12 protein-coding genes are annotated in these 20893 nt (G+C 59.8%); 9 read left to right on the top strand and 3 right to left on the bottom strand.

Going from position 1 to position 20893, the window contains the following annotated elements:
- Positions 1 to 1539: a sulfatase-like hydrolase/transferase gene (locus tag NXS98_RS02015; RefSeq protein ID WP_283846795.1), complete on the bottom strand. Its 1539-nt coding sequence runs from the start codon at positions 1537 to 1539 to the stop codon at positions 1 to 3.
- A 336-nt stretch (positions 1540 to 1875) separates the two neighbouring features.
- On the opposite strand from NXS98_RS02015, the gene NXS98_RS02020 reads away from it, so the two are divergent.
- From NXS98_RS02020 to NXS98_RS02040, 5 genes are all read left to right on the top strand, one after another.
- Positions 1876 to 5583 (top strand): glycosyl hydrolase, encoded by a 3708-nt coding sequence (locus NXS98_RS02020; RefSeq protein WP_283846796.1) that lies wholly within the window; start codon positions 1876 to 1878, stop codon positions 5581 to 5583.
- A gap of 236 nt (positions 5584 to 5819) precedes the next feature.
- Positions 5820 to 7094, top strand: a complete 1275-nt coding sequence (locus tag NXS98_RS02025; RefSeq protein ID WP_283846797.1) for an adenylosuccinate synthase — start codon at positions 5820 to 5822, stop codon at positions 7092 to 7094.
- A gap of 23 nt (positions 7095 to 7117) precedes the next feature.
- Entirely contained in the window at positions 7118 to 7864 is a 747-nt protein-coding gene (gene uppS / locus NXS98_RS02030) for an undecaprenyl pyrophosphate synthase (protein WP_283846798.1), read from the top strand.
- 65 nt (positions 7865 to 7929) lie between these two features.
- Positions 7930 to 8781 carry an ATP-dependent sacrificial sulfur transferase LarE gene (gene larE, locus NXS98_RS02035; RefSeq protein WP_283846799.1) on the top strand — a complete coding sequence of 284 codons (852 nt, stop codon included), beginning with the start codon at positions 7930 to 7932 and terminating at the stop codon, positions 8779 to 8781.
- The gene (locus NXS98_RS02040; RefSeq protein WP_425499948.1) at positions 8778 to 9245 is read left to right on the top strand and encodes a tRNA (cytidine(34)-2'-O)-methyltransferase; all 468 of its coding nucleotides are present in this window, start codon (positions 8778 to 8780) and stop codon (positions 9243 to 9245) included. Before larE ends, NXS98_RS02040 begins: the two co-directional genes overlap by 4 nt.
- Before the next feature lie 5 nt (positions 9246 to 9250).
- On the opposite strand, the gene NXS98_RS02045 is transcribed toward NXS98_RS02040, so the two are convergent.
- Positions 9251 to 9745, bottom strand: a complete 495-nt coding sequence (locus NXS98_RS02045; RefSeq protein WP_283846801.1) for a PTS sugar transporter subunit IIA — start codon at positions 9743 to 9745, stop codon at positions 9251 to 9253.
- Between the two features lie 620 nt (positions 9746 to 10365).
- On the opposite strand from NXS98_RS02045, the gene NXS98_RS02050 reads away from it, so the two are divergent.
- From NXS98_RS02050 to NXS98_RS02060, 4 genes are all read left to right on the top strand, one after another.
- Entirely contained in the window at positions 10366 to 10647 is a 282-nt protein-coding gene (locus NXS98_RS02050; protein WP_283846802.1) for a hypothetical protein, read from the top strand.
- A 91-nt stretch (positions 10648 to 10738) separates the two neighbouring features.
- Entirely contained in the window at positions 10739 to 11302 is a 564-nt protein-coding gene (locus NXS98_RS02055) for a hypothetical protein (RefSeq protein WP_283846803.1), read from the top strand.
- Positions 11278 to 11727, top strand: coding sequence for a protein kinase domain-containing protein (locus NXS98_RS17880; protein ID WP_425499923.1), 450 nt, complete (start codon positions 11278 to 11280; stop codon positions 11725 to 11727). Before NXS98_RS02055 ends, NXS98_RS17880 begins: the two co-directional genes overlap by 25 nt.
- Positions 11672 to 13765, top strand: a complete 2094-nt coding sequence (locus NXS98_RS02060) for a serine/threonine protein kinase (protein WP_283846804.1) — start codon at positions 11672 to 11674, stop codon at positions 13763 to 13765. Before NXS98_RS17880 ends, NXS98_RS02060 begins: the two co-directional genes overlap by 56 nt.
- A 56-nt stretch (positions 13766 to 13821) precedes the next feature.
- On the opposite strand, the gene NXS98_RS02065 is transcribed toward NXS98_RS02060, so the two are convergent.
- Positions 13822 to 20856, bottom strand: coding sequence for a hypothetical protein (locus NXS98_RS02065; RefSeq protein ID WP_283846805.1), 7035 nt, complete (start codon positions 20854 to 20856; stop codon positions 13822 to 13824).
- Positions 20857 to 20893: the final 37 nt, after the last annotated feature.

The raw sequence follows: 20893 nt of genomic DNA on the forward strand, positions 1-20893 counted from the left end.
TTAATGGTCGTTGGGGGACAAATCCGTAATGGGCGGAAGGTTGGGGGCATGGCGCTCCAGCCAGTCACGGACTTGAGCCAGGTTGCTGACCTCCTGGCGCAAGATGGCTAAAAGGAGCTGGCGTGTGGCCACGGTATTGAAGGGTTTGCAGAACTGCAACCCCTCGGTGTTGCCCGGGGCCTTCAACAGCCAGGGAATGCGTTCATCAAAGCGCCCGTCGTGGCGGTGCGCTTCACGCCATGAGTGGTCGGCGGTGACCAGGAGCCAGGTTTGCTCCCATAAGCCTTGCTCTTCCAGGGCGGCGCGCAGCCGGCCCAACACGCGGTCTGCCAGCACCAGATTGTTGAAATAGCCTTCTTCCGTGGAGAATTGCCACAGCGTAAACTGGCCGGTCTCGGGTTGATAAATGCCGGGTTTATGCGGGGGAGGAAGGTGAAGGAACACCAATCCGAATTGCCGGTTGGTGACCACGTGAAGCATGGCGGCCTCTGCACGTTGCTGGATTTGGATTTGCAGGCGGCGTTGCTGCAGGGGTGCAATCATGGAACACCATTGATTGACCAGGGCGGTGGTGAAGTTGGAGCCGCGCGCCTGTTCAAATAATGGCGAGGGATACCATTCGCAAAAGCTCACCAGGTTACTGAAGACGCGGCGATAGGGATGATGCCAGGCCACAATGGCATTGTTATAGCCCAGGTCGCGGGCATCACGGAAAATGTTGGGCATTTGACTCCAGTTGGTGGTTGCGCCTGTATCCACCAATTTCAATTGTAAATCGAAAGGCGAACAGGGCGCTCCCCTCTGTACCAAGTGGCCGGTGGTTAGCGCCGGCATGGAAAGCAGCGTGCCATAGGCGGGGGGTCGGGCGTGGGTGGCAAAGAGCGATTCCTGGCGCAGCCGGTCCAGTTCAGGCAGACACAAGCCGGCGGGGCGGTCTTGAAAAACCACTCGGTAATCCAGTTCGTCAAACACCAGCCAGATAAGGCGCGGGTGTTGGCGGGGTTCAGGGTTAAGGGGGGCTACCGGTGGAGACGCCTGGTGTTGTCGCAATTTGAGGGCGCCGGTGAGCACCAATAGTAACTTGCCGCCGCTGAAAAGGCTCAAGGGCAGCAAGATGAGCAGCAAAGCCCGGACAAATCGAGCAGCCCAGGTCCAACGCCAGAAAACCAGAAAACAACCCGTGGCTCCAGCGGCCAGCACGGCGGGATGTTTGGCCAGCCCAAGGATGGTCGCGCCGGGGATGTCCAGGACGGTAAGGCGGAAAAAATTAACCGGAATGAGCAGTAACGCCAGCACAGCCAGCACCCCCAGGGGACGGCTCCATTTCCATGGCAGGCGCCGCCAAGACTGAACGCCCAGCCAAACCAGCACGGTGAGCGTCAGAAGGCTGAAGAGCAGGGCCAGGAGGGTGGGAGTATTGACCGGTTGCCGATTGTAATAGCCAAAATCATCATCATAAAGAATGGAAAACCAGGCTCGAATCATGAGCAGGTTGGCCATGGAAAGGGACAACCCTGCATCCACAAGCCACGTGGCCACCCTGCCAGAGAAACGTGAATAGCTTTCCGCCCGGCACTCCCGCGCCGGCAATGACCTCAGCTTCATTATTTCCTGAACAACCACCCTCGTGCGCTCCCCGGTAGGGGGGGGCGCACCAAGGCAGTTCAAAAATATGACACCCCATTAAAACCATCTGGTCACAATTGGCAACTTCAAAGTCTATTTCTGAAAGGCTGGGTAGCTCGTGCCCCCCCCGGTGGTGAAGGTGACCATTAACAGCCAATAGCCAAAAGCTTTTGCTGGAGCAAGTTGGAGCGTATAGTTTGGCGAGAACAAGCCGCTTGCAATGAAGTGTTGGTTGCCCGAAGATAGGCTATGAAGCGCTCTATTGGCCTGGCCATGGTTGTCGTGGGGCTGCTGCCGGTTGCCTTAACCGCGCAACCGCTTCTCCTCCACAATGACATCCAGACCCATGCTGCCTTGACCAATCGGACGGTGACATTGACGGGGCGGGCAGAACTGCGCATCACCGGCTCAGGCGACCCGCTGCCTGGTTGTACGATTCATCTCAATTCGCCGGACGCGTGGCTGCGATTGACAGCCATTGAGCCTTCGCAAGTGGCCTCCCGATTTCTCAGCCGGGTGCTGGTGCATGGCTCGAACGCGGTGCTCAACAGCAACGTTCGCGTGGTGCAGTATCAGCAGGGGGCGGTGGTGATTCCGCATGCGCCAGACTATGCGGCGCTGGAGGTGTTTGAGAACCGATATTTTGCCGGCCAATCCAGCCGGCTGAAGTCTTTCGTTCAATACAGCGATGCCAACATGGAACTGGGCACCAATGTGGCCTCATTCAAACTCAAACGAGGTTATCAGGTCACGTTGGCCACGCAAAGGAATGGCACGGGAACGAGCCGCAACTTTGTGGCGCAGGATGGGGATTTGGAGATTAGCCGGCTGCCGGCGGCGCTGGAGAAGAACATCCGCTTTATCCGCGTATTCCCATGGCGCTGGACCAGCAAAAAGGGTATTGCGGGCAATATTGAACAAAACTTGGATGTGGACTGGCTCTACAACTGGAACCTCGACCGTAATTCGACGTTGGATTGGGAATACGTGCCCATTCGCCAGAGCCGTTATTGGCCGGGCCTCGACCAGGACTGGCGCGAGCGCGGCGCCACCCACTTGCTTGGTTACAATGAACCCGACCGTCCCGACCAGGCGAACATGTCGGTGGGTGATGCGCTTGCCTCCTGGGCCGACTTGCTGGGCACGGGTCTGCGGGTAGGCTCCCCCGCGGTCTCCGACGGCGGGCGTAGTGGCTGGCTTTATCCCTTCATGCAACAGGCGGACGCGGCGGGTTTGCGGGTGGACTTTGTCGCTGTGCATTACTACTGGTGTTACAATCCCGCTGACCCCAATGGGGCGGCCAGTCAGATGTATAACTTCCTGCTCGAGGTTTATAACAACACCAGGCGACCCATTTGGGTTACCGAATGGAACAACGGCGCGAATTGGACGGGGTGCGGGGACCCTACTTACGCACAGCAAGCGGCAGCGATTGCCGCGATGGTTGACATGCTCAACAACGCGCCCTTTGTGGAGCGCTACGCGCCGTTCAACTGGGTTGAGGATGTCCGCCGCCTGGCGTGGGATGATGGTTGGCCGACCCAGGCCGGGGAAGTGTACCGCGACCGCGCCGCGCCCCTGGCCTACCGCCAGCAACGGCCAGATTCAGGCATTGGCCGGACCACCCGCTTCCGCTTTGACGGCAGCTTCATGGACGATGGAGGCAACGGCCAGGATGCGATGCCGGTGGGCACGCCTCGCTTCGCGCCGGGGCGGTTTGGCCAGGCCGTTATGCTGGACGGGGTGGACGATTATCTGCAGCTTCCCGCCAATGTGGGGAACAGCACTGACTTTACCTTTGCTGCCTGGGTCTATTGGTACGGGGGTGGCCGGTGGCAGCGCATTTTTGACCTCGGTGACTTGTTGAATCTCAAATACCTTTATCTCAGCCCGGATGTGGGGGGCTCCATGCGTTTCACCATCACCGACAACGGCTGGAACAGTGAGCAGCGCCTCAACGCTCCCGTGCTGGCCACTGGCGTCTGGACCCATGTGGCGGTGACCCTCGGTGGGACCACCGGGAAACTATTCATCAACGGCAGACTGGTGGCTTCCAACTCTTCCATGACGATCAATCCTGACAGTCTCGGAGTGCAGTACAATTACCTTGGCCACAGCCGGTTTGCCGCCGATCCCAATTTTTACGGACTAATGGATGATGTTCGATTTCTGACTTCGGCGCTGTCCGATGCCACCGTGGCCGCCCTGGCGGCGAGCCTGCCGCCCAACTTCAATATCACACAGTTGGCCGTTCCGGACGCTTTCGCGTTCTGTGCCTATACCAACAGCATTGCCGCTTCCGCGTTTGGCGGTGTCGGTGCTCGAACTTTCAGCAAAATGGATGGCCCCGCCTGGCTGAACGTGGCTGCGGACGGCACATTAAGCGGTGTCCCCACGGCGGCCGATGTAGGCTGGAATCGTTTCGTGGTACGGGTGACCGATGAGGCGGGGGGAGCGCACATGGCAGAATTGGCCCTGACCGTTACCAACCTTTCCGGCCTGCCCGCCACTACCACCGCCCGCATCAACGGCAGCGCCCAAGATGCGGAGGAGGCTGCCAATGGCGCCGTGAATCTCACCAGCACGGACCTGGAACTGGTGGAGGACGGGGGGCCGCAAATTGTTGGTCTGCGATTTGAGTTGCAGGTACCGCAAGGCGCCATCATCACCGATGCGCGCCTTCAATTCACTGCTGACGAATCGCAGAGCGGGCCCACCTTGCTATACATCGCCACCGAGGCCGCAGACTCTGCGGCTGGGTTCACCAACATCACGGGCAACCTCAGCGCCCGCGTCCGAAATGAGCTGACTGTGCCTTGGGCGCCCGGCCCTTGGAGCGCTGGTGATGCGGGCGTTGCGCAGCAGACGCCCAATCTCGCTGGTCTGGTGCAAGCGGTGGTGTCCCGTCCCGGCTGGCAGCCAGGCAACGGCATTGTTTTTCTCATCATTGGCAGTGGGCATCGCACAGCCGACGCCTATGACAAATCCGGCGGCAGCCCGGCCGTGCTAACGGTCAGTTTCCTCACGCCCACGCCATTGTACTCTGTGACAGCTACCATTAGCCACGGCACCAACGATGCTGAACAAGCCGTCTCCGGCACCGTGAACCTTACCAGCACCGACCTTGAGCTGGTCAATGACAGTGCCACGAGCGCCGGTGACCAATTGGTGGGTCTGCGTTTCGACAATCTCGCGATACCGCCCGGCGCGCTTATCACCAGCGCGTATCTGCAATTCACCGCCGATGAGACCAACGACAGCCCTACCGTACTCACCATCCGTGCGGAGGCGGCTGATTCGGCGGCGGGCTTCCTTGTCCTGACCAACAACCTTGGCGCGCGTCCAGTGACTCAGGCCAGTGTTGCGTGGACGCCAGCCCCGTGGACCGTCTTGAACGAGCGCGGCCTGCGGCAGCGCACGCCTGACCTGGCGCCACTATTGCAGGAGGTGGTCGCACGGCCTGGCTGGACCAATGGCGGCGCGGTTGTGATGCTTGTCTCCGGCACGGGCCGTCGGACTGCTGATGCTGCCGATAAAAGCGGCGGGCAGCCCGCCACCCTCACGGTTTTTTACCGCCAAGAGGTTCCGTTGGGTACTTACGAACGCTGGGCCGCCGGTCGAGTGGAGGTTAACACGCCGACCGAGGATGGGGACCGGGACGGCTACGCCAATTTAATGGAATACGCTCTCGGCTTGAACCCAACCGTGCCGGAGGCCGGAGCGTTGTCTGTTGGGGGCGATGCCGCCACATGGCACTTAATCTACCTCCGACCCGCCCTGGTCAACGACCTGAGTTACACGGTGGAATGGGCGGATTCCCTTGACGGCATGTGGAGCAGTGCGGGGGTGGTGCAGGAAATCATTGCCGACGACGGCGTGTTCCGGCGCGTCCGCGCCACTGTTCCCAAGGGTGAGGGTAGTCAACGTTTTGTGAGGTTGAAGGTGACTAAACCCTGAATTCGAGCAGGCTGAAATTGAATTCGCTGGCGGTTAACAGAATGGCCGCTTCCGTGGCGATGGCCAGGCGTGGGGGCATTTCGCACTGGCAGGCGGTTTGTGGCTCCCGGGTGAACGGTGGCTTGACACTGGTTGGGGCTGGCCCCTAACGTTTGACTGTAAATGGCGCGGATGTCACCCCGGATTTACATGGCAAGGGGTCTTTTCCGCCCGTGGCAACAGATTAACGACATTTTATGGCAACCACCATTTTGGTTGGCGCCCAATGGGGCGACGAGGGCAAGGGCAAAATTATTGACGTGCTGACGGAGTCGGCAGACCTGGTCGTGCGCACGCAGGGCGGCAACAATGCGGGACATACGGTCATTCTGAAGGGCGTGAAGTATGTTTTGCACCTGGTGCCTTCGGGCATTTTGCACCAGGGCAAGGTATGCGTGGTGGGCAATGGGGTGGTGGTGGACCCCATCAGTTTATGCGAGGAAATTGATGGCCTGGAAAAACTGGGGATTAAGGTGACCCCGCAAAACCTGGCCTTGAGCGAGACGGCGCATGTGGTGTTTCCCTACCATCGCGAGCTGGATGCGCAGCGCGAAGTGCTCAAGGGACGCCAGAAAATCGGCACCACCAAACGCGGTATCGGCCCGGCGTATGGCGATAAAGCGGCGCGGGTGGGACTGCGGCTGCTGGATTTGGTGCAGCCAGAGCGTTTTGCTGCGGCGTTGAAGACGCGCATCAAGGAAAACAATGAAGTGCTGAAAGCCTTTGGCGCCAAGCCCTTGTCCTATAAAAAGGTGTTGGCCGACTATCAGGCGGCCGCGGAGCGGCTGAAGCCCTTCGTGACCAACACGGTTGTCTTGCTGAATCAGGCCTTGCGCCAGAAAAAGAATATTCTCTTCGAGGGGGCGCAGGGGACTTTCCTGGACATTGACCATGGGACTTATCCTTATGTGACTTCCTCCAATACGACGGCGGGGGGAGCCTGCACCGGGTCGGGGGTGCCGCCCAACCGGATGGATCGGGTGGTGGGGGTTATGAAAGCCTATACCACACGGGTGGGGGAAGGGCCGTTGCCCACGGAGAATGCGGAGATTGCCGACATGCTCCACGCCATGGGACGTGAATTTGGGGCCACCACCGGACGGCCCCGGCGATGCGGTTGGTTTGATGCCGTGGCCGTGCGGCATGCGGTGATGGTTAATGGCATTGATGAGCTGGCGGTGACCAATATTGACGGGTTGGACACATTGGAAACCCTCAAGGTTTGCGTGGCCTATCGCGCCGCTGGACGGCAATATGATTATGTGCCCAGCGACGCGGCGCTCCTGGCCCAATGCGAGCCGGTGTATGTGGAGCTGCCGGGCTGGCGGCAGCCCACTTCCGCCGTGAAGCGTTGGAAGGATTTGCCTGCCAAAACGCGGGCTTATCTCAAAGCCCTGAGCGATTTGACTGGCGCGCCCATTGGCATAGCCTCGGTTGGCCCGGGGCGGGAGCAAACTATTTTCGTTAAATAACGGGCGCATCAGCCCCTCTAAAGATGAGCTCACATTCGGCATCGGCACCCGCCTTAAGCGCCCAGGCGAAGGCCAACCTGCCGGTGCATGTGGCCATCATCATGGATGGGAATGGCCGCTGGGCCAAGGAACGCGGGCTGCCGCGGGTGGAGGGACACCGGCATGGAGTGGAGTCCGTGCGCGCCGTGGTGCGCGCGTGTGGCGAGCTGGGCATCAAATACCTCACCTTGTACGCCTTTTCCGTGGAAAACTGGAATCGGCCCAAGGACGAGGTGGATACCTTGATGAAATACCTGGCCCGCTTTCTCAAGACGGAACTTGGCGAGTTGCATCGCAACAACGTGCGGCTGGAAGTAATTGGGCAGGTCTATCGGCTGCCGGAGTTTGTGCAGGAGCAATTGAAGAAAACCCAGGCGGCCCTGGCCAAGAATAATGGTTTGACGCTGATTCTGGCATTAAGTTACGGAGGGCGGACGGAAATTGTGGAGGCGATACGGACGATTGCCGCCAAGGTCAAGGCTGGCCAGCTTGAACCGGAAGAGATCAATGAGCAGGTGGTGGCGCAGCATTTGTACACCCGGCATTATCCGGACCCCGATTTGCTGATTCGCACCAGCGGGGAGATGCGCGTCAGTAATTTCCTCTTGTGGCAAATTTCCTACACGGAATTTGTGGTCACGCCCACCTTGTGGCCGGATTTCCGCAAGCCACAGCTCTACGCGGCCCTGGAGGAGTACACCCGGCGGCACCGGCGGTTTGGCGGGGTTTGATGCCCGGCCCCGGTGGTGGGACTAACCGGCTCGACAATTTGCCCAAGCAATGCCAATTTAAGCGTGTGGTGGATGCAAAGTACAATGATTTGCGGGAACGCTTGAAGTCCTATGGCTCCTGCCTGGTGGCGTATAGTGGCGGGGTGGATTCGGTGTTTCTGGCATGGGTGGCCCACGATGTCTTGGGGGAGCGCGCACTGGCGGTGATTGCGGATTCTCCGAGCCTCCCCCGGCGTGAGCTGGCCGAGGCCTTGGAGCTGGCGCGCCAGCATGGTTTCCCAGTGCGGGTGGTGAAGACGGGGGAGTTTGAGAATCCCCAGTATTTGTCCAATCCCAGCAACCGCTGTTATTTCTGCAAATTTGAGTTGTTCACCGAGTTGGCGCCACTGGCGCGGAAGGAGGGGTTTGCGGTTATTGTGTATGGCGAGAACGCCAGCGACATCGGCGATCATCGCCCCGGGGCGCAGGCGGCGAGTGAATTTCAAGTGCGTGCACCCTTGAAGGAAGCGGGGTTGACCAAGGCGGAAATCCGGGAGCTGTCCGCGCGTCTGGGGCTGCCCACGGCGGACAAACCGCAGATGGCCTGTCTGAGCTCGCGCATTCCCTACGGCGAGGCGGTGACCGTGGAAAAACTGCGGATGATTGAGGAGGCCGAGTATTTATTGCGGGATGCCGGTTTTTATGATGTGCGCGTGCGCCATCACGAATTGAAGGGGGCGGAGGGTGGCGTGCGGCATTTGGCGCGCATTGAAGTGGGAAGCGCGGAGCTGCCCAAATTTTTGGGCAACGGCCTGAGCGCCAAAATCGCCGCGGGATTGCGGGCCCTCGGGTATGCGCATGTCACCGTGGATTTGGAAGGCTACCGGCGGGGCAGCGTGAATGAGACGCCGGTGGTATGGCAACGGCCGGCCTCATGAATGTCGTTCTGGTGGAGCCGGAAATTCCCCCCAACACCGGCAATGTCGCGCGACTGTGCGCGGCTACGGGCGCCGTATTGCACCTCATTGAACCCTTTGGATTTCATTTGGATGACCGCCAACTCAGGCGGGCGGGCATGGATTACTGGCAGCATGTCGTTTGGCGCCGTTGGCCGAATTGGGCCCATTTTGAGGCGGCACTGCCCCCGGAAGCCCGCCTTTGGTTCATCGAAAGCCGGGGGGAGCGACACTACGCGGAGGTGGCCTTCTTACCGGACGATTATTTGGTTTTTGGACGGGAGACCACCGGCTTGCCGGCCTCTCTGCTGGCCAGGCACCCGGAGCGCTGGTTGCGCATCCCGATGTTTAATTCCCAAGCCCGCTCGCTTAATCTGTCCAATTGTGTGGCCCTGGTGCTTTACGAAGCCTTGAGGCAACTGGGCTTCCAAGGCGAGGTGCGTTAAGATGGTCAGGGCAGGAGGCTTTCTCCTTCACGCACCGCCCCAATAATTTCCTCAGCACGGGTGGCTTTGAGCAGAGCCTCGCGCGCCGATGCCTGCCGCAGCACGCGGCTTAGACGGGCCAGCAGGTAAAGGTGTTGTCCGGCGTTGGACGCCAGCATAAGAAAAAATATCTGCACCGGACGGTGGTCTATGGCATGGAAATGAATGCCGGTGGCGTGCCGTCCAAACACTAGCAGGGGGCGGGTGGCCAGCTCGGCCGGGACAGTGCGGGAATGGGGCAGGGCAACCCCGTCGCCAATGCCGGTGCTGTAAAGCAACTCGCGCTCCCGCAAGGCTTGAAACAAGCCTTCAGTTAAATGCGGTTTTTCCAGGACTCGCGTCGCGGTTTCCGCCAGCTCCCGCAATACCGTTTCCCGGTCTTGGGCGCGCAAATTTAACAGGATGGTGGCGGGAGACAGGAGTTCCGCCAGACGCACCGCCTGGGGCGATGAACTTGTCATATCGGCTTTATTATAGGGAAATCCGGGCAGGGCGCAAAGCCCGAATATGCCAGTCCAGTTTGAGGGGCGAATCTCACTTTATGGCGGCACAAAGGAAGTGAATCAAGTTATGCGCCAGGAGGGAGCTTGTCAAAAATTCTCAAATTGTTAAAATGAAGGCGAAAATAGTACCACTCATGAATTGTGATTCAGCCAACGGTATTTTTCCCTCTACGCAGTGGTCTCTTCTTCAAGTCGTACAGCAGGGGGATGAAGCGGCAGCCCAAGAAGCGTTGGAGCATATATTAAACATCTATTATCCGGTTTTGCTGCAGTATCTTCAGGGGAGATTGCGGGTGGATAAGAACCAGGCGGAGGAATGGCTGCACAGTTTTGTATGGAAAAAGGCTTTGCTGCGAGGGTTGATGCAAAAGGCCAGGCCAGCCAGGGGAAGATTTCGCGGGTTGTTGGTCAGATCCCTGCACAATTTTATCAAAGATGAACTTAAAAAGCCAAGAGCGCAGGAAGTATCGCTTGATCTCATTCAGGAGGAGAACCATGCATTAGAGGTTTTTTGCGGGGGGGATGGTGCCTTGGATCGCGCTTGGGGTTGCCGCGTCTTGGAAAATGCCATTGGGCGAATGCGTCTGGCATGCCAGGAAAACGGGCGCCATCGGGTATGGGAGGTGTTTGAGCGGCGGTTGTTGCAACCGATTTTGGAGGGGGAGACCCCCGTGCCTTACCAAGACTTATGCCTCCAGCTTGGCTTCAATGACCCGGTCGAGGCGGGCAATGCACTGGTCACGGCCAAGCGGATGTTTGCGCGCATGTTACGCGAGGTGATTCGTGAGTATGCCAGCAGCGAAGAGGAGGTCGAAACGGAGATTCAGGAACTTATGGCGGCGCTTCGGAAACGGGGCTAGAGGCTGGGAAAAGGTTGACTCAAGGCTGGCAAAGTTGCTGGGGGAAAGCAGGATACAGTAAAAATCATCGTAATACCACAAGGAGAGGCTCATGGTAAGTGATCTTATCAATTTGCAGGGTGCACTGCCGGAACGGCTGGTGGAACTGATGAGTTTGGGGACTGCTGTCCACCAACCGTGGAGTGAGGAGGAGTTGGCGGCCATTTTGCAATATCAATTGGCAAGGCCGCTGGAACAAGATTTAGGGCCATTGCCTGCCGCTTTGCGCAAGGAATTGGGGAAAGTAGAACCTGGCCTGGCCCCCGTAAACGATACTTTTGGCTTTTGGCTGCATCATGCACATCCGCCGGTGGAATTATTGCGGTTGATTAAGCAATATGCCAAGTCTTGCCATAAAAATCCCTTGTCTGGCATTCCGCCCAAGGTGGCCTTGGCTTTGTACTACCTGAGTTTGGCAGCAGCCTTGGTGCGGTGCAAGACGCGGATTACCTCGTTGAGCAATGAGGAGCTGAAGGTGGGGTTTGACCAATTGGCCAATGCCCGCTGGGTGGATGAGCTCAGCCGGGCGGTTTTTGAGCAAGCCTGGCTATACTTGACAGGCAAGGGGGGTGTCGGCCAGAATCCGACAGCGTGGCCCGAGAGTTACCGTCCATAACCCCGGCGCTTCAGTCCTCGCTGCCGGCAGGCATACCCATTTCCCACCTGGCAAACACTCTCACGCTGCTCTCCCAATTGGAGGGGCTGGAGCAGGCCCAATCAGAGTCCATTGGCCATTTTGGGCCTTTTCAAGTTTTGCGCGCTTTGGGGGAAGGAGGCATGGGTGTGGTGGTGTTGGCCCGAGACACACGTAATGACGCGGTGGTGGCCGTTAAGGTCTTGAAGCCAAGTCTCCTGCAGTACCCCCTTGCGGTGCAGCGGTTTCTGAGCGAGGCAAACCACATGAGCCGGTTGAAGCATCCGCACATCCTGCCGGTGTTGGACAGTGGGCGGACGGCGTTGGGTCCGTACTATTCCATGCCGTTCTGTGAAAAGGGGGGGGCTGGCCGGCGAGTTGGCGGGCGGGAAACCGGCAACGGTTAAGCGTATTTTGGAAGTGCTGATTCCTGTGGCCGAAGCGCTGACGTACGCACATGCCCGCGGGTTGATCCATCGGGACTTAAAACCCGACAACATTTTGCTGGCAGAGCAGGGGAAGGTGTATTTATCGGATTTTGGTCTGGCGAGGACGTTGTTCAATGAACGCACGCTGGACGTGGAGGGCAGCCATTGTGAAGGCACGGCCCCCTATCTATCCCCGGCAGTGGCCCATGGGCAGGCCGAAGATACCCGTTGCGATATTTACTCGCTGGGGGCCATTCTTTACCAAATGCTCACCGGCCGTCTGCCGTATAGCGGGCGGACAACCGAAGAGGTCATTGCCCAAATCAAGGCCGGCCCGCCGCGTCCCATTCTTGAACTGAATCCCAAGGCGCCTGCCGAGCTGGTGTTGGTGTGTGAAACGGCAATGGCACGGGATCAGCGCGATCGTTATGCCAACATGGCGGATTTCCTGGAGGATTTGCGGCGCATTCAGCGCGGTCAGTTGCCGGTGGGCGCGCATGCGGGCACGGCGTGGGTCAATCGTGCACGGGTGAGTTGGCGGCGGCATTGGCCCAAAATCGTGACGGGCGCATGTTTGAGTCTGGCAGCTTTGGGCCTCTGGCATACGGGCTGGTTGCGTTCCCCCGTATTAAAACCGATCCAAGTCATCCAGCTTGGGGAAGGATTCGATCATTATTCTTCAGTGATGGGGAATTGGGACCTGGATAAAGTGACGGATTTTCTGGTGCTAAATCGGCAGGACAACTCTATTCAGGTCGTGGATGCTACAAATAACCGGGTGCAGTTGATTCCTTGCCCAAAGCTGCTGGGTTCGGAGGAACGGGGTGACATTGGTTACTTAACCATGACAAGTTTTTCCACCGATAAAGCCGATGATTTGATTATTACCTATAGCCAGAAAACTCAGGCCCGGGCCAAAGTCATCAACCCCAATTTGCTCACGGTGGCCGAGTTTACGTACGAGGGTGAATTCGTACCTGCCAACCGGGAACGAGCGGCTTCAGCCACGGTTTTTATTTCGGGAATGGCCGTGGATTTGGATAACGACCAAAAAAAGGAATTTCTATTTCATTATGGGACACCTTATGGGCAAAGACGTCCACGCGGGCTGGTTTTGATGGATATGGATGACACGAAAGGGGTGATGCGCTGGGATTTCCCCACTGCCCCATACATCCGAAAGTTCCTGGTTCAGGATTTGGAGGGAGACGGTAAGCAAGAAATTATTTTTGGGACTCATGCCACCTGTAATGGCAAACAATTGGAGGACGGGACCGATGATTTTCATTCGCATCTGGCCGTGCTGAATGCTAATGGGGAATTGCGCTGGCGCCGGACCGTTGGGAAGGAGTACACGGCTGTTGTACCGTTAATGTGGGAGGCTGGCTCGTCGGCACCGGGACGAATATATGCCTGGCTGTCGGCATCCTATTTAGCCCGTCACAGTTTGCCGCCTGAGGAGCGTGGCCCGGGAATTGCCAGCCGGATTTTCTACGTGGAGGCCAATGGAGAGGGACTGCGTGAATACCTGCCGCCTTTTGAACTGGTGGATGTGCATCCTGCCGATGTCACGGGGGATGGGCGCCGGGAACTCGTTATGACGGATACCAATGGGTGGGTGCGCGTGTTGAGTCAGGATTTGCAGGTTATCCGGCAAACTCGATTGGCGCAGCCACGCCAAATGTTGGCGTACGCGCATGTCCTGGGTAATGTGCGGCTGCCTCAATTGGACGGCGGGCCGTATGTGGCAGTGTTGTGGAAGGACCTGCATTCAAATTCAGTGGGCGTAGTTGGCAAAACGCATCGAGAATTCAGCAATGATAATATCATGCATGAGGTGACGGCAATGGTGTTGGACCGACGGCTCCAGCCGGTTTTCCGTGCGGTGCTTCATCCCACTCTCAAGGAACGTCTCAGCAATATCCGGGGCGAAGTCAAGGATGTGGACGGCGACGGTGCCGAGGAAATCGTTGTATTTTCCGAACGCATCACCATTTGCAAAGTGGTCAAGGAGTGAGGCGGGGTTCCAAATTCAAACCGTGGGTGGGCAAGGTTATGAAGGGCTGCACGCCCTCATTTTTGGGCTTTGGGCCGCAGGCCATAAAGGGCCGCCAACGCGAGGAACAGGCCGGTCAACAAGGTGACGCCACCCGTGGCCGTTTGGGGGTCGGCGGCCTTGGCCTTGAGCGCAACTTTCAGTGTGGCCCATTCATCCACCACCAAAGCGCCGGTGAATTGATAAGGCCGGCCTTGCAAGGGCAGGGCGGCGCGAATGCTTTCCGGCTTGGTCACACCGGCGATTTGCTGCCGCAGCATGCGTTCAGCCAGGCGTTGGAGGGCGGCGTTTTCATCGGGGGTGTTTCGCTCCAGGACTTGTTGCGCCTGCTGTTGCGTGTATTGCGGAGCCTGGCCGGGTTCGACGCGGCCCAGGACGTTGCGGGCGCGCCCCTCTTTGCGTTCGGCGATGTCGAGGGCGTTTTGGCGGCGCTCGTTCAAGCCCAGCAAGGTTTGCTGGAGGCGCACATTATTCCATTGCACGCGCGCATCTTCATTGAAGGCGGCATCCTGGGGGGAGATGTTCCAAGCTGCTTGGAAGGCGCGCTGGGCTTGTTGGGGCGCGCCCTGTTGCAGCATGGTGTTGGCCATGGAGAAGAGCTGCTCGGCGGTTTTGACTTTTTCTTCGCGGCGGGCCATTTCTGATTTGAGGTAATCATCCACATTGATGCCGGTGGGCCAGAGGGGCGTGCCGACGCTGCGCATTTGGAGGGCGCTTTGCCAGTTCTGGATGTCCCAGTTGGCGGGGGTGTAGATATTCCAGGTCACATTTTCCAAGGGCAGGTCGAAGGAGGGCGCGAGCATTTCACGACGGGCCAGGTTGCCGTCCTCGCCCGTACCAGCCGTGTAGAAGAATTCCAACGTGGTGGGCTGGTTAGGCTCGCTGTGTTTCTCCAACAGAAAAAGGATTTGGCCGCCTTCGCGCCAGGGCCAGACGCTCTGGCCGTTGATGAAGGCGTACCAGAAGCGGCTGCCAGCGGGAAGTTTCATACGCAGCAGGCGTTTGTCACCGGGGCGAAGCACCAGGCGGCCTTCGGTCAACATCTGGCCGGAGGGGGCAATTACGGAAGTGAGCGTCAGGCTTTCCACCTGAGCGGGGAGGACGTTGGCCACCTCATGACGGGAGAGGGTGATGGGCAGTTCAAAGCCGCTGTCCATGACCACGAAGCAGTCCTTGCTTTCGGTCATGCCGGCGCTGCGGCGGAGAGTCGGAGGAAGCGCCTGCCACTCCACCGGTTGAAGACCGGCGGGCTGGGCAGGGAGACGGATTTGCAGGCGGCCGCTGCCCTGCACGGCCAGGTAGCCGCGCTGTAGGTTGGCAGAAGGTGTTCTGACCCCGGCAAGGCGCATTCCGGCCGTTTGATTGGTGAGGGGCATTTGGTAGCTGAGGCGCAGGGTGTAATTGCCGATGACGCGGCGTTGCAGTTTGACTTCCCACGTCTGCCAGCGGGCCTCGCCGGGGGCGGGCAGCCGCATGGCATCCGAGAACAGGTCGCCTTCAAAGCGGACATTATCGGCTGGATGGGGCACCAGGATTTGGAGATTTTTCACTCCGGCATTGTCTATGCGATATTCGAGGGCGGCGATGACCTGGGCCTGGCCTTCACGCAGGGTACAGTGTTGCAGCACGGCGGCCTCCACCCAAGGCTCAACAGCCTCTACATCGAACACCAGGCGCCATTGATTTTGCAGGAGCGCAAAGGCCAAACCACCCTTTTGGGTCAGGCCGGCGCGGCGCGGGTCCACGGGGTTGACGCCGTCGCGCTCGCGGGCGTGCAGGCGCAGCCCTTGTTCCGGGATGACCAGCAACTGTCCCGTCTGGCGGGTGGCCTCTCGCACCCAAACGCGCGGTGCGGTCCATTCTTTGCGGCGGGCCAGGCCCGGACCGCCGAGCGTGAGGTTGAAATTGTGGCGGCCTTCCGTCTTGCCGCGCAGGTGAAGGGTGATGATGCGTTCACCGGCCGCCCGCAGCTCCGTCCAATGACTTAAGATGGGGCTGGTGACATTTTCCAAATCAAAATCCGCCGGCAGGGTGAAGCTTAGCCGGAAAATACCGGCGCGGGTGATGTCCACCGTCCATTGCAGGGCGAGCACGGCGCGGTCTTCGCCCAGGGAATGGGTTTCTTGCGTGGCCACCCGGATGTCCGGCTGAACGGGGGCTGCGGCAAGAGTAATCTGAGCGTCTCCGGCTGAATAGCGATAAGCCCGGCGCAGCGTCAGCCCTGACATCCACTGACTGGCCTCCTTCAACAGGGCGGCGGAATAATCTTCCAGGTTGATGGGGGCCAGTCCCTGAACCTTGGCGGTTTCCTGGAGCTGTACTTCCTGGCCGGTGGCCACGCCCAGAGTGCCCAACTGGCCGGCGGTGTTTTGTAACAACGGCACGCGGGCGGTAATTTCATACGGCAAGGCCCCAGCGGGAATTTGTGAAAACATCCACATTTGAAACGCCTGGGCCTGGGGCGTTTGGAAGACAGCACGCAGGAGGCGGCTGTCGGGGTCGAAGCGCCAATGAGCCAGTCCCTGGGCGCGCACATCGGTTACGGTTTGATTGGTGGGAATCAACACCGTGACTTCGGTGATTTGTCCTTGGGCGGGTTTAAGCTGAAAGAGATGCACGCCTTCCAGCAGGCCAGGGGTGGGCACATAAAGGTGGTGCAGTTCGGCGTAGAGGACGGCGGTTTCCCGGCGCGGGTCGCGCGAGCGCGGCACCCAGTTGATTCTGGCAGACGGCCGGGGGGCCAGCACCACTTCAGCGCGGGAAAGCTCCTTTCCTTCCTGTTGCACCACGGCCACCTCGACGGAGACCGCTTCGCTGGAAATCACGCTCAGGTCGGGGCGATCCAAATCCAAGGTTAACCGGTTCACCAGCGCGGGGCAGGTGGGCAGCGCGAAATGGCCGCTGGCTGCCTCGCGGGTGACGCGCAACTGGTACTCAAATTCCACTTCAAACTTGCCTCCAGTTTTTGCGGTCAGCCGGTAGCCTCCTCCGAGGGGGTTCTGGCTTAGTACGAGATTTTCGGCAGGCAGTTGGATTTGGGTCAGGACTGCAGGAGCGGATAAAAAGTCCAGCCGTTCACCGGCTTCGGTTTGCCAGATTAATCGGGCGCGAGCGCGCAAAAATTCATCCTGCACCTGCAGTTGTTGGATGACGCTTTGCACCACGCTGCGGGTGGGTTCGGCGGGAGCGGCGTGGGCCGTGGCGGTCGCCGTGACCAGCAGTCCGGCCAGCCATAAAGCGGTGGCTGCTCCCGGCGCCGGGTTGGAGGAGCCGGCCGGCGCGGCCGGCGGCTCAGGTTTGGGGGCAGGGGGGAGTTGCTGGATGGCTCGCCAGGCGGGGAACCATAATTGGGTCAGGGCAAAGAGCGCCAAAATGCCAAAGAACCACGGCGCGCCCCCCGGCATGCGCAAGGCGGCCCATGCCAGCAGGGCCCAGCCAGCCATACGAGCGGCGCTGCCCCCCCAGTGAGACCATTGCTTAACGGCGGCCAACACCCACAGCGCCACAGCCAGGAGCGCTGGCCACGCATATTTGGCGTAAAACATAACATCTCCCGCCGCCCATTGGGTGACTTGCAGCGAAAGTGTCTGGCCCGGGTCTTGAATGGGAGCGATGAACACCATTTCATGGGGATTGTCGGAGCCAGGGGTGAGCGAAACCCAGGCCAACAGGGCCAGCAAAGCCAGGGTGCCCAAGGCAATCAGAATGCCAGCGGCCTGGGCGGTGATTTGGGCGAGGCTGCCGCGGGTGGCGCCGGGCCGCGCGGCGTGACGGAAACACAAGACACTGCCCACCAGCAACACGGGCAGCAACAGCAGAGCCAGCGTTCGGCGGTGCCACGAGAAGCCCCCCTTGAAATGCTGAGCAATCCAATGCCAGCCGCCAGGCTCCTGCCATGCGCCGGTGGGTACGACACGCCCGCTTTGAAAACGCAGCCGCGTGCCGGCGTCGCCCTGCAATCGCCACTCGGTTTGCAACACCGGCGCCTCAATGACGGGCGCTTCCAAAACCAGGCGCCGCCGGTCGCCGGCCTTGGCCGCGAGCTTTAATTCCACGGTCAAGACGGCCAACGGGTCGGTTTTGGAGGGCAGGGGAATCAGGGTGGACGGACCATCGCTGACGGGTGCAGTCATGTTTTGGTTCACCCGCGCCTCCCATAATTTGTAACCGGCTGGAATTTTAACGCGCAGGTGGGCATGCCCCTGGTTCTTGACGAAATAACGGGCGGTGGTGGCGAGTTCGCCCTCGCGGGTGATGCGCGTTTGCAGGACGGCGCGGTCGGCCACCTGCCGCATGGTTTCGCCGGGCGGCAGCGAGGCCAGCTCGAGGCGCAAAACAAAAGGCCGGGCGGTGTATTGATAAGCGGCCAGCAGCGGGGCATCAAACAACAGGCGGTGCTCTGGAGGGATTTCCCGCGGGTCCAATTTCAGGAGCGGCGGAGAGACTTCGGCGGGGCGGGCCTCAAAGGCGTGCTCACTGATGACCAGCACGCTGCCTTGCTCGGTTTGGGCGTCCAGCGGGCGCGCGCCCTCAAATTCAACCAGGTTGTTGGTGCGGGGGTGGAATTGGCGGTCGCAGGTGACCAGCAGAGTGTACGCGCCAAAGGCCGGAGTGTTGAGATACACCTCATAACCGCCCTCGACAGGTTTCCAGTTGCGCACATCGCGGCCGGCAAATTCCACGTTGCCGTAGTTGGTGGGAGCGGCGACGCGGAACTGGTTGATGGGCGCGCCGCCCACCCAGTAGTTGATGACGGAGCTGCAATAAGCGATGCCCTCCTTCAAGGTGAACAAGTGCACCACGTCCGCGAGCACGGTCTGGGTCAGGCGTTCGACTTGCACGGTGGCCTGCCAGGTCTCATCGCGCAATCGCCATGCCAGTTGCAGGCCGGCAATCTTGCGGGGGAAAAAGCCGGGGGCCAGCTCGGTCAAACCGGCGACTTCCCCGGCGGTGAGACGAAAGCCGGTATCAGCGGAGACGCCGAGATGCAGGCGGAGCGACTTGATGCCGAGGGGGTGCACGAGGGGAAGGGACCAGGCGCCAGGCATGGCGTTGGTGTTTTTGCTGAGGCGCAATTGCACCACCTGCCGGCCCGTGAGGGGCTGGGCAAACACCAGCCGCAGGCGGGACAGGTTGGTATTGGGCTCGGGGGTTAAAAAGTAATCACTCAGGCTTTGGGCGTTGACCCGCGGATTGGTGAAATCCGCGGGCGTGCGGATGGTGAACTCGCGCAGAGGAGCGTCCCGGATGTCCAATTCCAACTCGGCATCAATGGTGGTTTCGGTTTCGCCCAGATGGTAAACGAGCAGTTGGGACACGTTGACCTCCGGCTGCACTTGTTCGGCCTGCAAGCTCAGGGTGTAATCCGGGCCGCTGAAGCGGTAGGCAAACATTTGGGTGCCCTGGCTCAAGCCGGCTTGGGAAATGGCCTCCCGCTGGGGCACCATTTCCGGTGAAATTTGGGAAAGGCCGCGGGTTTCGGTGGCTTCGAGACGTACGGCGCCGTCATTCATGGCCACGAGGTAACCGGAGTAGCGGATGGCTTCCTCCGGCGTGAGCCGCAACGGTGTGACTGCCACCGGGAAAGCCCCCAGCGGAGTTTGCAAAAGCACTTGCATCCGATACTGGTCTTTGCGGGGCTGATTGAGCTGCACCACAAGCCGCCGCAAACCATTGGAGGAAGGGATGACCCGCCAGGCCAGGATGTCATCGCCACGCACATGGGTCACTTCCCCATCACCTTGGAGGGCCAGTGAAAGTTGCGTTAATTCTCCCTGCATGACTTTGTAGTTCAACAAACAGGCCTGGCGCAGAAGGCCGGGACCAACGCTTAAACCCACCTGGCCTTCCACGGCGTAGAACAGCCGTCCGCGTTCTTCTTTGCGGGCGGTGCGCCATTGCCATTGCAAGGGCCCGCTGGAGGCCAGGAAGGTGACATAGTCGTCGCCCTGCTTTTCGGGGCGGGCGGCGTTGCCCAGGTTGAACAACGTCTCTGCGGGCAGCCCTTTGAGGGTGACCGGACGCAGGGCGCTGGGGGCCAACTCAAAGGCCACGCTATTCCATTCATTTTGCGTGGTCACGCGCGCATCAAAAGTGAGCGAGAGAGGATAAGTGCCCGGCCGCCGGAAGCGCAGCCAGTAGCGGCCGTCCGCAAAATAAACTTCGGCGTTGGTGGGAAAACTGGTCAAGGCGGCGTCACCGGCCAGCAGGGCGAGGGCTCCGCCCTCCGCATGGCGCACGAGGGCTTCGGCACGCAGGGTAAAGGACGCGCGCTGTTCTTTCATCATGCCCGTGAGCTGAAATTGATTCAGCGTGATTTGGCGGCCTTCGGGGTCTTTTTCCATGGCCCGGACTTGCAGGGCATAATCGCCGCCGGTCCAGCGCAACAGGAAGGGTTGGGTGGCATCCAGGGGCGAGGCGGTGCCTGTGCCTGTGGCGGGCGATTTTTGCACGAGCAAAAACCCTGATAGGTTGGTGAGTGAAAGTTCCAATGCCGGGTCCGGCACGATTTCCAGCGTGCCTTCGGCAAAGGCGGCTTCGTGCGGTTGCAGCACCAGCGGGGTGAAGTCCAGGGGCAGGGAAGCGAAGGCATGCCGGGCAATCACACTGGCGGACAATTCCCGCGGCGGCGGCTGGTTGGTAGCGGCGTCGGCGGGCCGGATGACCAGATAGAGCTGGCCGGCGGCATCGCGCCGTAATGCCCAATCTTTGATGCCGGGTCCGGAGACCTGTTCAATGTTGCCGTGCCCACGGCAGCGCAGAATCCATTCCTTGAATTGCCCTTGCAGCACGCGGGCGCGTAATTCAAATCGCTGGAGGATGTTGGTTTTTTCAAAGTGCACGCCGGCCTGCCAGGTGGCGGAGTAAATGAGGGGCACTTCAGATTCTGGCGGGCCGCCACCCTTCAGGCGTCCCGTGAGAATAAAACTGGCCTGGTTGGTATCCACCTCCCCGCTGAACTTGAGGCTTTCCACGGGGGTGGCGGTGAAGGCCATCCCGCTGCTGCCAAGCAGGATGGCGGCCATCTGGAGACTGCGAATGATCCCTTTCATACCATTATTTTCAAATTAAACCGACTGCCGGGGCTGC

The sequence above is a fragment of the Fontisphaera persica genome (genome assembly GCF_024832785.1).
Classification (GTDB): Bacteria; Verrucomicrobiota; Verrucomicrobiia; order Limisphaerales; family Fontisphaeraceae; genus Fontisphaera; species Fontisphaera persica.

Excerpts from the sequence above, each read along its gene's own strand:
- NXS98_RS02040 (WP_425499948.1), top strand. The coding sequence starts at position 8,778 with ATGAATGTCGTTCTGGTGGAGCCGGAAATTCCCCCCAACACCGGCAAT.
- NXS98_RS02065 (WP_283846805.1), bottom strand. The coding sequence starts at position 20,856 with ATGAAAGGGATCATTCGCAGTCTCCAGATGGCCGCCATCCTGCTTGGC.
- NXS98_RS02055 (WP_283846803.1), top strand. The coding sequence starts at position 10,739 with ATGGTAAGTGATCTTATCAATTTGCAGGGTGCACTGCCGGAACGGCTG.
- NXS98_RS02050 (WP_283846802.1), top strand. The coding sequence starts at position 10,366 with ATGCGTCTGGCATGCCAGGAAAACGGGCGCCATCGGGTATGGGAGGTG.
- NXS98_RS02020 (WP_283846796.1), top strand. The coding sequence starts at position 1,876 with ATGAAGCGCTCTATTGGCCTGGCCATGGTTGTCGTGGGGCTGCTGCCG.
- NXS98_RS02025 (WP_283846797.1), top strand. The coding sequence starts at position 5,820 with ATGGCAACCACCATTTTGGTTGGCGCCCAATGGGGCGACGAGGGCAAG.
- NXS98_RS02045 (WP_283846801.1), bottom strand. The coding sequence starts at position 9,745 with ATGACAAGTTCATCGCCCCAGGCGGTGCGTCTGGCGGAACTCCTGTCT.
- uppS (WP_283846798.1), top strand. The coding sequence starts at position 7,118 with ATGAGCTCACATTCGGCATCGGCACCCGCCTTAAGCGCCCAGGCGAAG.